General features: G+C 62.1%; 14 protein-coding genes. 13 read left to right on the top strand and 1 reads right to left on the bottom strand.

Annotated elements, in window-relative coordinates; translation table 11 throughout:
* Positions 1-54 precede the first annotated feature (54 nt).
* A complete protein-coding gene (trxC, locus tag FQ182_RS05410; protein WP_149411224.1) occupies positions 55-489 on the top strand; it encodes a thioredoxin TrxC in 435 nt (144 codons plus the stop codon).
* A 111-nt stretch (positions 490-600) separates the two neighbouring features.
* Here the strand turns inward: trxC and FQ182_RS05405 are convergent, their stop codons facing one another.
* A complete protein-coding gene (locus FQ182_RS05405) occupies positions 601-1371 on the bottom strand; it encodes a ParA family protein (RefSeq protein ID WP_149411225.1) in 771 nt (256 codons plus the stop codon).
* Between the two features lie 349 nt (positions 1372-1720).
* On the opposite strand from FQ182_RS05405, the gene FQ182_RS05400 reads away from it, so the two are divergent.
* The 12 genes from FQ182_RS05400 to FQ182_RS05345 are packed head-to-tail and all read left to right on the top strand — an operon-like array spanning position 1721 to position 12565.
* Complete coding sequence (locus FQ182_RS05400) at positions 1721-2455, top strand: beta-ketoacyl synthase chain length factor (protein WP_149411226.1); 735 nt, start codon at positions 1721-1723, stop codon at positions 2453-2455.
* Positions 2431-3243, top strand: a complete 813-nt coding sequence (locus tag FQ182_RS05395) for a 1-acyl-sn-glycerol-3-phosphate acyltransferase (RefSeq protein WP_149411227.1) — start codon at positions 2431-2433, stop codon at positions 3241-3243. Before FQ182_RS05400 ends, FQ182_RS05395 begins: the two co-directional genes overlap by 25 nt.
* Positions 3221-3490: a phosphopantetheine-binding protein gene (locus FQ182_RS05390; protein WP_149411228.1), complete on the top strand. Its 270-nt coding sequence runs from the start codon at positions 3221-3223 to the stop codon at positions 3488-3490. The genes FQ182_RS05395 and FQ182_RS05390 overlap by 23 nt, the downstream gene beginning before the upstream one ends.
* A gap of 9 nt (positions 3491-3499) precedes the next feature.
* Positions 3500-3754, top strand: coding sequence for an acyl carrier protein (locus FQ182_RS05385; RefSeq protein ID WP_133101347.1), 255 nt, complete (start codon positions 3500-3502; stop codon positions 3752-3754).
* Positions 3751-4296 carry a hypothetical protein gene (locus FQ182_RS05380; protein ID WP_149411229.1) on the top strand — a complete coding sequence of 182 codons (546 nt, stop codon included), beginning with the start codon at positions 3751-3753 and terminating at the stop codon, positions 4294-4296. Before FQ182_RS05385 ends, FQ182_RS05380 begins: the two co-directional genes overlap by 4 nt.
* Positions 4293-5963 (top strand): acyl-CoA synthetase family protein, encoded by a 1671-nt coding sequence (locus FQ182_RS05375; protein WP_149411230.1) that lies wholly within the window; start codon positions 4293-4295, stop codon positions 5961-5963. Before FQ182_RS05380 ends, FQ182_RS05375 begins: the two co-directional genes overlap by 4 nt.
* Positions 5956-6690: a glycosyltransferase family 2 protein gene (locus FQ182_RS05370; protein ID WP_149411231.1), complete on the top strand. Its 735-nt coding sequence runs from the start codon at positions 5956-5958 to the stop codon at positions 6688-6690. The genes FQ182_RS05375 and FQ182_RS05370 overlap by 8 nt, the downstream gene beginning before the upstream one ends.
* Positions 6687-7622 (top strand): glycosyl transferase, encoded by a 936-nt coding sequence (locus tag FQ182_RS05365; RefSeq protein ID WP_149411232.1) that lies wholly within the window; start codon positions 6687-6689, stop codon positions 7620-7622. Before FQ182_RS05370 ends, FQ182_RS05365 begins: the two co-directional genes overlap by 4 nt.
* Complete coding sequence (gene hutH, locus FQ182_RS05360; RefSeq protein ID WP_149411233.1) at positions 7606-9147, top strand: histidine ammonia-lyase; 1542 nt, start codon at positions 7606-7608, stop codon at positions 9145-9147. The genes FQ182_RS05365 and hutH overlap by 17 nt, the downstream gene beginning before the upstream one ends.
* Positions 9140-9565, top strand: a complete 426-nt coding sequence (locus tag FQ182_RS05355; protein ID WP_149411234.1) for a thioesterase family protein — start codon at positions 9140-9142, stop codon at positions 9563-9565. Before hutH ends, FQ182_RS05355 begins: the two co-directional genes overlap by 8 nt.
* Entirely contained in the window at positions 9562-10263 is a 702-nt protein-coding gene (locus FQ182_RS05350; RefSeq protein WP_149411235.1) for an outer membrane lipoprotein carrier protein LolA, read from the top strand. Before FQ182_RS05355 ends, FQ182_RS05350 begins: the two co-directional genes overlap by 4 nt.
* Positions 10253-12565, top strand: a complete 2313-nt coding sequence (locus FQ182_RS05345; RefSeq protein ID WP_149411236.1) for an MMPL family transporter — start codon at positions 10253-10255, stop codon at positions 12563-12565. The genes FQ182_RS05350 and FQ182_RS05345 overlap by 11 nt, the downstream gene beginning before the upstream one ends.
* Positions 12566-12609: the final 44 nt, after the last annotated feature.

The following is a 12609-nucleotide window of genomic DNA, read 5'->3' as shown; positions in this document are numbered from 1 at the left end:
AAGCCCATGCCTGACTCCAAATAGAACCCAGTGGCCATTTCTACGGAGCCCACCATGTCCGATCCTCTCGTAATCCCCTGCCCGCATTGCAACGGCCTCAACCGCATCCCCAACGAACGCCTGGGCGATGCGCCGAAGTGCGGGCGTTGCAAACAAGCGGTGTTGCTGAGCAAGCCCTTTGAGCTGAAACAGGGCGACTACGCCAACCAGATCAAGGGCGATTTGCCGCTGCTGGTGGATGTGTGGGCCGACTGGTGCGGGCCGTGCAAGTCGTTTGCGCCGGTGTTTGAACAGGCTGCCGGGCAGTTGACGGGAAAATGCCGATTGGCCAAGCTCGATAGCGAGGCCAATCAGCAGCTTTGCGCTCAGCTGGGTATTCGCTCGATTCCCAGTTTGATTTTGTTCAAAAATGGTCGGGAAGTGGCGCGTCAGAGCGGAGCGTTTCCGTTGCCGCAGTTGATGAGTTGGTTGCGCAGTCAGGGCGTGTAGCCCTATTTCAAACCCTGCTCGGTCAGTGTGGGAGCCGGCGGTGCGACGCTTCGACTTGCCCGCGGTGAGCAGGCAAGCAACCTCCCACACTGTTTTATGTCGTCTGCGCGATCAGGCGTTTTCCAGCAGGTTATGCAACGCCACAAACTGCTGCGTCAGCTTATGCCGTGGGTCCAGGTGGATCAGCGGCATATTCGCCTGATGAGACTCACGCATGCGTACCGAGCTGCCCAAGTACACCGGCAATACTGGCAAGCCTTCGGCAATCAACTCATCCAGCATCTGCTGCGGCAGGCTCGCCCGAGCCTGGAACTGGTTGACCACAATCCCTTCCACCTCAAGGCCTTCGTTGTGGTCTTCCTTCAACTCTTCGATTTCTGCCAGAAGACCATACAGCGCCTGACGGGAGAAGCTGTCGCAATCGAAGGGGATCAGCACGCGATCGGCGGCAATCAGCGCAGAAACCGCATAAAAATTCAGCGCCGGCGGGGTATCGAGGTAGATCCGATCGTAATCCTCACTCAACTCATCCAGCAGCTTTCGCAGCTTGTTGATCTTGTGTTTGGCTTCAAGCTTGGGCTGCAAGTCCGCCAGTTCCGCCGTGGCGGTGATCACGTGCAGGTTGTCGAAAGGGGTTTCGTAGATATCCACCTTGCCTTTCTTCGAAAACGGCCCGGAGGACAGGGTTTGCTTGAAGAAATCGGCAATGCCCATGGGGATATCTTCGCCGGTCAGTCCGGTGAGGTACTGGGTCGAGTTAGCTTGGGCATCGAGGTCGACCAACAGGGTTCGATAGCCTTCACTGGCGCTGACCGCCGCCAGGTTGCAGGCAATACTGGACTTGCCCACACCGCCTTTCTGATTGAACACCACACGCCGCATGACAAAACCTCCATGTATCAATTAATGCCCGAGTGTAGTGGGCAAAAGCGCCCGTTAGCTACCTTGATCATCCATGCACTACAGCATCGCAGACGGGATCACACACTAAGCGTATTGCGTCACGGCTGTTCGAAAAGGAAAGGTCCGACAAGTCAGGACACCCCCTCATCATCGACAATTCATAAGTCTTTTCAGTAAATCTGTAATGCCCCATGAACAATTCTTTACCAACGTTTGCTAGAACCCCACAGCACCGGGATAATGCGCGCCACTCGGCCATTGCGCCATGTCCCGGTTTTGCGGGCCAATTTCTGCACAAGGAAGCCCGCAGGGGCGGGATATATTCTCAGTGATCAACTTCAACATCGCCCAATGGCGCGCCTGGGCCCCCGGGCTCGACAGCGTGGACAACTGGCGCGCATGGTGCCAGGACCCGGTGTTGCTCGCCCCCAGCGATGCCGCGCCCGATGTGTCGTTCCTGCCCGCCATGCAACGCCGCCGCCTGAGCCGCCTGGCGCGCATGGCTTTCAGCGTCGGCTGGCCCTTGGCGCAAGGCCTGCAAGACTTGCCGCTGGTGTTTGTTTCCCGTCACGGCGAAACCCCGCGCACCCTCGATATTCTCAGCGACCTGGCCAATGACCAACCCTTGTCGCCCACCCAGTTCAGCCTGTCGGTGCACAACGCGGTGATTGGCCTGTGGTCGATCCTGCGCAATGAAACCAGTGAGATGACGGCCCTCGCCGCCGCAGGCGATGGGCTGGAACACGGCATGCTGGAAGCCGCAGCCCTGCTCAACGAAGGCGCACCGGCGGTTCTGCTGGTGATCACCGAAGAGCAGCCGCCTGAGGCTTACGCCAGCTGGATCGACGACGTGCCATTTCCTTATGCCCTCGGCCTGCTGCTGACCCCAGGCGACGAATGGCAGCTGGAGCTACTGCCCGCCACGGTCCAATCCACCACAACGCCTCTCACAAAAGCTCAGTGGCCCCACGCCCTGAACCTGCTGCGCACCCTGCTCACCGAACAGGGCGCCTGCCAACATGCCTGGAAAAACCGAGTATGGAGCTGGCAATGCAAGCGATGACCGGCAAGCCCCGGGATGCCTATTACTGGCGGCTGTTCGCGACGGCGGCCAGCTTTACCCTGTTTGGCGTCGGCGGCCTGTGCCTGCGATTGTTGGTGTTTCCGCTGCTCAGTTGCTTGCCGGGGGACGCTCAACAACATCGCCGGCGTGCCCGCCACACCATTAGTTGGCTGTTCTGGTTCTTTATTCGCCTGATGCATCGTTTGGGCATTCTCACCTACAGCGTCGAAGGCGCCGAGAACCTGGGCCGCCCTGGCCAGATGATCATCGCCAACCACCCGTCGCTGATCGACGTGGTGTTCCTGATCGGCCTTATGCGCCAGACCAACTGCGTGGTCAAACAAAGCCTGTGGCAAAACCCGTTCACTCGCGGGCCGGTGCGCGACGCCGGCTACATCAGCAATGACGGCAGCGCCGACATGCTCGATGCCGCCGCAGGCGCCCTGCGGGAAGGCCAGACCCTGATCATCTTTCCCGAAGGCACCCGCACTTCGCCGGGCCAGATGCCGGCCTTTCATCGCGGGGGTGCCGCCATTGCCCTGCGGGGTGCGACAATCATCACCCCTGTGGTGATCAAGGTCAGCCCCACCACCCTGACCAAGGCCGAACCCTGGTATCGCATCCCTAAACGCCGTTTCCACTTCAGTTTGCGGGTGGGTGCCGATATAGAACCACAGACGTTTGCCGCACAGGGCCCCGCGCCCCAGGCTTCACGCAAGCTCAACGATTACCTACATCAGTATTTTATTAAGGAGCTCGCCGAAGATGAGCGACCAACACAGCCTTGAGCACGACATAAAAACGCTGATCATCGAGGCCCTGGGCCTTGAAGACATCAGCGTGGACGACATTGGCGACGAGCAAACCCTGTTCGGCGAAGGACTGGGCCTGGATTCGGTCGACGCCCTGGAGTTGGGCCTGGCGATCCAGAAAAAGTACGGTATCAAGATTGATGCCGACGCCAAGGACACTCGCAATCACTTCACCAACGTGGCCAGCCTCGCGGCGTTCGTCACGGCCAGACAGGCAGCTTGAGACCGGACCATGCAAACTCGTGACGATATCTTCAACACCCTGCGCGATGCCTTGGTGGAACTGTTTGAACTGGAACCTGAACGCGTCACCCTGGACGCCAACCTGTATCAGGACCTGGAAATCGACAGCATCGATGCGGTCGACCTGATCGACCATATCAAGCGCCAGACCGGCAAGAAAATAGCCGCCGAAGAGTTCAAGGCCGTGCGTACCGTAAGCGACGTGGTCGAGGCGGTCTACCGCCTGGTTCAACCGGCCGCATGAGCCGGCTGATCGGCCTTGGCCTGTTGCTGGCGGGGCTGCTGTACCCTTTTGCGGTGTATTTCGGCACGGAGCATTTTGCACCGTGGCAATTCGGCCTGCTGTTGGCCAGCCTGTGGTTGCTGCGGGCGCTGACGGGCGCACGCAACCCGGGCGCACGATGGATGGCCGTCGTCGCGATTGTGTTCTGCCTGTTGCTGGCCTGGTTCGACAACCCGAAACTGTTGCGCTGGTACCCGAGCCTCGTCAGCGGCTTCATGCTGGCGCTGTTTGGCTTGAGCCTGAAATATGGGCCGCCGATGGTCGAGCGCCTGGCACGCATGAGCGAGCCGCAATTACCTGAGAACGCAATTGTGTATACCCGCCAAGTCACAGTGGTGTGGAGTGTATTTTTCCTGGGTAACGGCCTGCTGGCCGCTGCCCTTACGCTGTGGGCGCCGCTGAGTTGGTGGACGTTGTACAACGGGCTGATCGCTTACGGGCTGATGGGGCTGTTGTTTGCCGTGGAATGGCTGATACGACAAAGGGTTCGAGGCCGCGTATGAATTGGTTGAATCTTGAGCACTTGCTGCTTGAGCCTGTTGCCCAGCGCCCGGTCACTGCCGAGCCTGATCTGAATCACGCACAGTTATGCGAGCAAGCCCTGAGCCTGGCTGCCGGGCTGCAAGCTCGTGGCATCCAGCGTTTAGCCGTGCACCTGGAAGACGCAAGCCTGCTGGCGATTGCTCTCTTGGGAGCCTGGCGCGCCGGGGTCAGTGTATTGCTGCCCGCCGACCTGCAACCCCAGACCCGCCAACGCTGGGCCGATGCCGTCGACGCTTGGCTGACCGAGGCTGCGGATCTGGACGCGCTTTACCAAGCCCCCCTTAGCGCCGCTGCACTGGACCTGGACACGTGCAGCCTGAGCTTGTGTACCTCCGGCTCCAGCGGCGAGCCCAAGCGCATCAACAAAACCCTGCGCCAACTGACCAATGAGGTCCAGGCGCTGGAATCCCTCTGGGGTGCCGGCTTGGGCGAGGCCTGCATCATCGCCAGCGTCGCCACCCAGCACATCTACGGTTTACTGTTCCGAGTGTTGTGGCCGCTGTGCGCCGGGCGAACCTTCGTGCGTCAACAGTTGGCATTCCCGGAAGACTTGCAGCGGGTCAGCCGCCAGCATCCGCACTTTGCCTGGGTCGCCAGCCCGGCGTTGCTCAAGCGCATGGGCGATAACCTCGACTGGCCGGCCTTGAGCGCGGTCAAGCGGGTTTTCTCCTCCGGCGGAGCCCTGCCTTTTGATGCGGCCAGCATCCTGCAACAACGCTTGCAGCAATGGCCAACGGAAATCCTCGGTAGCTCGGAAACCGGCGGCATCGCCTGGCGCCAGGGTCAAACCCTGTGGCAGCCGTTTACCGATGTGCAGTTGAGCCAAGATGCCAACGGCGCCTTGCGCATCGCCTCGCCATACCTGCCAGCCGGCCATATCGAACACACCGCCGACGCCGCGAGGATCCACGCCGACGGCCGCTTCGAACTGCTGGGCCGCCTGGACCGGATCGTCAAGCTGGAAGAAAAACGTATCTCCCTGCCGATGCTGGAACAGGCGTTGATGGACCACCCCTGGGTGACTGAAACCCGCCTGGGCGTGGTCCAGGAAAACCGCGCCTCCCTCGGCGCCCTGGTGGTGCTCAGCGCACAAGGGCTGCATGCCTTGCGCAATCAAGGCCGGCGCACCGTCACCCAAACCCTGCGCCAGCACCTGAGCCAACACTGCGAAGCCCTGGCCCTGCCGCGCCGCTGGCGGTTGCTGCGGCAATTACCGTTCAACTCCCAGGGCAAGTTGCCCCAGGCCGATGTGGAAACCTTGCTGCTGGCACCCCGGCCCAAGACACCGCAAGTACTGGAAAAAGTCGAAACCGACGGTGAGTGGACCCTGCAACTGGCGATCCCGCCGGACTTGGCCTACTTCAGCGGCCACTTCCCGCAAACCCCGGTGCTGCCAGGCGTTGTCCAGGTAGATTGGGCCCTGAGCCTGGGCCAGCAATTGCTCGACCTGCCAAAAAAATTCGTCGGGATGGAAGTGCTCAAGTTCCAGCAACTGGTCCGGCCTGATGACCGGATCGAACTGCACCTGCGCTTCGATCAGCAACGCGGCAAGTTGTACTTTACCTACCGCAATGACACCGCCGCCTGCTCCAGTGGCCGAATTCTCCTGGAGCCCGACCTTGCATAACCCCTGCGCCCTGATCCCGGTCTACAACCATGAAGCCGCCGTGCCCGCCGTGGTCCGTACCCTGCTAGCCAGCGGCCTGCCGTGCCTGCTGGTGGACGATGGCAGCAGCCCGGCCTGCGCTGCCGTGCTGGCGCAGTTGGCGACCCTCGACAATGTCTCCCTGGTCACCTTGCCCGCCAATCAAGGCAAGGGCGGCGCGGTGATGATCGGCTTCCGTGAGGCGGCGCGCCTGGGCTTCACCCATGCGCTGCAAGTAGACGCCGACGGCCAGCATGACCTGCGGGAAGTCGGCACCTTTCTCGACGCCTCGCGCACCCACCCGCGCGCGCTGATCTGTGGCTACCCCGAATACGACGACAGCGTACCCAAGGGCCGTCTGTACGGCCGCTACCTGACCCATGTGTGGGTGTGGATCAACAGCCTGTCGCTGGAGATTCGCGACTCGATGTGTGGCTTTCGCGTGTACCCGCTGGCGCCGGTGCTGGCGCTGATGGACTCGGCCAGGATCGGCAAGCGCATGGATTTCGACTCCGATATCCTGGTGCGCCTGTCATGGCGCAACCAGCCAATGCGCTGGCTGCCCACCAAAGTGCACTACCCCGCCGATGGTCTGTCGCACTTTCGCATGTTCCACGACAACGCCCTGATTTCGTCCATGCACACCCGGTTGTTCTTCGGCATGCTGGTGCGCGCGCCGATGATCCTATGGCGGCGGTGGCAGGCATGACCCAGGGCAGCAAACACTGGGCCGACCGTGAAGAGCGCGGCAGTTTCTGGCTGATGAAACTCACCGCGTTCGGCGCCAAGGTACTCGGGCGCCGAGCATTGGCTCCGGCTCTCTACGGTATAGTCCTGTACTTCTTCCTGTTCGGCCGCACCGCCCGCCAGAGCGCCTGGCAATACCAGCAGCGCCTGGCCGACTGGAGCGGGCGTGACGACTTGCGCCCCACGCGTCGACGGGTATTCGGCCAGTTCATGGCCTTCGCCGACGCCTTGCTGGACAAGCTCGACGTATGGAACGGCAAGCTGCGCCTGGAACAGATCGAGATCATCGACCCGGCCCAACTGCGCCAACAACTACGCGGCGAACGCGGGCAGATGTTGGTGGGCGCGCATCTGGGCAACCTGGAAGTGTGCCGGGCCCTCGCCGAACTGGGCGAAAAAGTCACCATGAACGTGCTGGTGCACACCAAGCACGCCGAGCGTTTCAACCGCCTGCTGGGCGAAGCCGGGGCGACCAATCTGCGGCTGATCCAGGTCAGCGAGCTGGACCCGGCGATCATGCTCCTGCTCAGCCAGCGCCTGGACGACGGCGAGTGGCTGGCGATTGCTGGCGACCGTGTGCCGCTGCATGGCGGGCGCACGGCGCGGGTGGATTTCCTCGGCCATAACGCCGCCTTCCCCCAGGGCCCGTGGCTGTTGGCCGGATTGCTGAAATGCCCGGTCAACCTGCTGATGTGCCTGAAACACCAGGGGCGCTATCGCTTGATCATCGAGCCCTTCGCCCAACTGATCGAATGGAAACGCAGCGACCGCCAGCAGGTGATCGCGTTATGGACCGCCCGCTACGCCGAACGCCTGGGCCAGTTCTGCCTGGAAGCGCCCCAACAATGGTTCAACTTTTACCCTTTCTGGAAGACCGATGACGACGCATCTTGAGCCGGTAACCTTCGGCGAACTCCCTTTGCGCATCGAAGACGTGCTGGCCCTCGCCAACCGTCAGGCGCCGACTCGCCTGCAAGACGATGCCGAGTACCGCCAGCGCATCGCCAAAGGCGCGCAGTTCCTCGACTCCCTGCTGGACAAGGAAGGCGTGATCTACGGCGTCACCACCGGCTACGGCGATTCCTGCGTGGTAGCGGTGCCGCTGGAGCATGTCGAAGCGCTGCCCCGTCACCTCTACACCTTCCACGGCTGTGGCCTGGGCAAGTTGCTGGATGCGCAAGCAACCCGTGCGGTGCTGGCGGCGCGTTTGCAGTCGCTGTGCCACGGCGTTTCCGGGGTGCGCGTCGAGCTGCTGGAACGTCTACACGCCTTTCTCGAACACGACGTGCTGCCACTGATTCCGGAAGAAGGTTCGGTGGGCGCCAGCGGTGATCTGACACCGCTGTCCTACGTCGCCGCGACCTTGTCCGGCGAGCGTGAAGTGATGTTCCGTGGCGAGCGCCGCCAGGCTGCCGATGTACACCGCGAACTGGGCTGGGAGCCGCTGGTGCTACGCCCCAAAGAAGCCCTGGCATTGATGAACGGCACGGCAGTCATGACCGGCCTCGCCTGCCTGGCCTTCGCCCGCGCCGATTACCTGCTGCAACTGGCCACGCGCATCACCGCGCTGAACGTGGTGGCGCTGCAAGGCAACCCGGAGCACTTCGACGAACGCCTGTTCGCCGCCAAGCCGCACCCCGGCCAAATGCAAGTCGCCGCCTGGTTGCGCAAGGACCTGGCCATCGACGCGCCAACCGCGCCGTTGCACCGCTTGCAAGACCGCTATTCCCTGCGCTGCGCACCCCACGTTTTGGGCGTGCTGGCCGACAGCCTGAACTGGCTGCGCTCATTTATCGAGATCGAACTCAACAGCGCCAACGACAACCCGATCATCGACGCCGAAGCCGAACGCGTGCTGCACGGCGGGCATTTCTATGGCGGGCATATCGCCTTTGCCATGGACAGCCTCAAGACACTGGTCGCCAACGTCGCCGACCTGCTGGACCGTCAGCTCGCGCTGCTGGTAGACGTGCGTTACAACCATGGTCTGCCGAGCAATCTGTCCGGTGCCCCTGCTGACCGCGCGATGATCAACCATGGTTTCAAGGCCGTGCAGATTGGCACCAGCGCCTGGACCGCCGAAGCGCTGAAAAACACCATGCCTGCCAGCGTGTTCTCGCGTTCCACCGAGTGCCACAACCAGGACAAGGTGAGCATGGGCACCATCGCCGCCCGCGATGCCATCCGTGTGTTGGAGCTGACCGAGCAGGTCGCCGCCGCCACCTTGCTCGCAGCCAACCAGGGCGTGTGGCTGCGGGCCCAGGCCGAAGATGCCCGGCCGCTACCACCAGCGCTGGCCGCCATGCATGAAGAACTTGCCAAGGATTTCCCGCCCGTGATCGAAGACCGCGCCCTAGAAGGTGAACTGCGCCTGTGCCTACAACGCATCGCCGAGCAACACTGGAGGCTGCATGCGTAGCCAGGGCGTATTGCACAGCGACACCGAAATCCTCGTGCCGTTTTTCGACATCGACACCATGAACGTGGTCTGGCACGGCCATTACGTCAAATACCTGGAAGTCGCCCGCTGCGCCTTGCTGGACAAGATCGGCCACAACTACACGGCCATGCTTGAGTCGGGCTACGCTTGGCCGATAATCGATATGCAGCTGCGCTATGTACGCGGCGCCACCTTTGGCCAGACCATCAATGTGCGCGCCAGCCTGGTGGAGTGGGAGAGCCGCTTGAAGGTCAATTACCTGATCAGCGACGTCACCACCGGCGAACGCCTGACCCGCGCCAGCACCGTACAAGTGGCAGTGGAGATTGCCAGTCGCGAGATGCAACTGGCGTCGCCGACAGTGTTTGTCGAAGCCGTCGAAAGGGCCCTGAAATGATCTCTCCGTTTTCTGTAGGAGCGAGCTTGCTCGCGAAGGTCGTCAACGATAACGCTGGCATCCTGTTTAAACGCGGTGCCTTGGCGTTTTTCGCGAGCAAGCTCGCTCCTGCAGGAGTGGTGGTGTGTGTGCTGTTGGGGATTCCTGGCTTGGCCCACGCCTTCGACCTGCAACAGCTCAGCGATCAACTGGCAAAGCCCTCTGTGATCCACGGCAACTTCCTCCAGGAAAAACACCTGCGCGCCCTGCCACAGCCTCTGACCAGCAAGGGCTCCTTTGTTCTGGCCAAGGACCACGGTTTGCTTTGGCTGCTGAAAACCCCTCTGCAACAGGACTACCGCATCAGCGCCCAAGGCATTGCCAGGCGCGATGCCAACGGCTGGCAGCCGCTGCCCAACAAGAGCGCCGGGGCCGAGCAGAATCGTTTGTTCCTCGCCGTGTTACAGGGCGACAGCAGCGGCTTGCAGCGCGACTTCGAGTTGCAACTGCAAGGCGAGGCCACACAGTGGAAGCTAACGCTGATTCCGCGCTCGTTATTGCTCAAGCAGGTATTCACCCAGATCAATATCGACGGCGGCGACCTGGTGCAAAAAATCGAACTACTGGAAACCCAGGGCGACAGCACCGTACTGCGCATGCAGGACAGCACCAGCACGCAATCTTTGAGCGACGCGGAGCAACACGACTTTGCCCAGTGAGCGCTGGCTACCGCGCCTGTTCCTGATCCTGCTGGTGGCCGTGTTGGCCCTGGCCGGCTGGCAATGGCGCCAGGGTGCGCCACTGTCGGCCAACCTCATGGAACTGGTGCCCGGCACCGCGCCGGATGCATTGGAGCTGCGCGCCGAACAACGCATGCAGGAGCCACTGAACCGCGAAATGCTGGTGCTGGTGGGCCATGCCGACCGCCAGCAGGCGGTGGCCATGGCCCAACAACTGGGCGCGCGTTGGCAAGCCAGCAGCCTGTTTGAAAAGGTCCAATGGAACCTCCAGGCAGATCTGCCGGCCTTGCGTCAGCAGTTGCTGCAAGGGCGCCTGGCGATGCTCTCGGCCAAGGACCGCGAGCAACTGATCGAGCAGCCACACGCCTTTATTCAGCAACGGGTGCAGGCGCTGTTCGATCCCTTTACCGGTTTCAGCCTGGTGCCGAGCCAGGACGATTGGCTCGGCCTCACCGGACGCATCCAGAACAGCCAGCCGCAACACGGTTCGGTACAGTTGGATATTGGCAGCGGCGCGTTGATCGCCGATGCCGACGGCAAAAGCTGGGTGCTGCTGCGGGCGCGCACCAACGGCAATGCCTTCGACATGAAGTTGCCGCTTCAAGTGGCCGACTTGCTCCAATCCAGCCGCGAACAGGCCAGTAAGCAAGGCGTGCAATTGCTTGCTGCCAGCGGCCTGCTGTACGCGGCCAATGGTCAGCAGCAGGCAACCCGGGAGATGACCTGGGTCGGCGGCGGCGCCACCGTTGGCATCCTTTTGCTGTTGCTGCTGGCGTTCCGCCGCTGGCGGGTATTGTTGGCGTTTGTACCGGTGCTGGTGGGCATGCTGTTTGGTGCGGTGGCCTGTGTCGCGCTGTTCGGCCATATGCATGTGATGACCCTGGTGCTGGGGTCGAGCCTGATTGGCGTGGCGGTGGATTACCCGCTGCATTACCTGTCCAAGAGCTGGAGCCTGCAACCCTGGCGCAGTTGGCCAGCGTTGCGCCTGACCTTGCCGGGTTTGAGCCTGAGCCTGGCCACCAGTTGCATCGGTTACCTGGCGCTGGCCTGGACGCCATTCCCGGCCCTGACCCAGATCGCCGTGTTCTCCGCCGCTGGGCTGGTGGGTGCGTACCTGTCGGCGGTGTGCCTGTTGCCGGCCTTGCTCAAGGGCATGGATCTGCGCCCGGCCCAGTGGCCGCTGCGAATTGCCGAGTTTCTGCTGGGGGTGCGTGAGTCGTTGCTCAAGCGCCTGCCGAGCCCGGTGTTGCTGGTGTTGGTGTTGCTGTTTTGCGCCGGTGGTTTATGGCAGCTGAACAGCAAAAACGATATTCGCCAATGGATCGGCGCGCCGCCGCAATTACTGGAGGAAGCCCAGGCCATTGCGCGGATTACCGGCTATCAACCCACCAGCCAATTCTTCCTGGTGCGTGCGAACAATCAGCAGCAACTGCTGGAGCGTCAGACGGCGCTGAGCCAGCGTCTGGATCAACTGGTGAACATGGATAAGCTTCAGGGTTATCTGGCGCTCAATCAGTTGGTCAACCAGCCAAGCGAGCAACAACAAGTGCGCGAAGCCCTGAACAAGCTGCCGCAATTCTGGCAACCGCTGCTGGACCTAGGCGTACCGGCCAGCGCCCTGCAAGCGGAACTGGCGCAACTGCAAGCCCTGCCCACCGAAGACATCGACGCGGCGCTGATCGGCCCTCTGGCGCAGCCCTGGCGTACGCTGTGGCTCGGTGCAACCGACGATGGCGTGGCAGCCATGGTCAGCCTGCAAGGCCTGAACAACTCGGCGTTGCTGCGGGTGCAGGCCCTGGACTTACCCGGCGTGCAACTGGTGGACCGCCTCGACGACTTGAACCAGGTTTTCGCCGCCACTCAAATCAGCGCTGCCGAATTGAAATTGATGTCCTGCGTGCTGATCGTGTTGCTGCTGATCCTGCCTTTCGGCTTCGGTGGCGCCTTGCGCATTGTTGCCCTGCCGCTGCTCGCTGCGCTGTGCAGCCTGGCCAGCCTCGGTTGGCTGGGGCAACCGCTGACCCTGTTCAGCCTGTTTGGCCTGCTGCTGGTGACCGCCATCAGCGTCGACTACGCGATCCTGATGCGCGAGCAGATCGGCGGCGCCGCCGTGAGCCTGTTGGGCACGCTGTTGGCGGCCGTCACCACGTGGCTGTCATTCGGCCTGCTGGCGATTTCCAGCACGCCAGCGGTGAGTAACTTCGGCCTGTCGGTAAGCCTGGGCCTGGCGTTCAGTTTTATGCTGGCGCCGTGGGCCGGGCGTCAGGAACATGCGCAATGATGACCACCAACACCTTTGAATTGAATTTGATGATTGCCCAACCG

This window comes from Pseudomonas sp. ANT_H4 (genome assembly GCF_008369295.1).
Classification (GTDB): Bacteria; Pseudomonadota; Gammaproteobacteria; order Pseudomonadales; family Pseudomonadaceae; genus Aquipseudomonas.
This window is presented reverse-complemented; position numbering and strand designations above follow the sequence as displayed.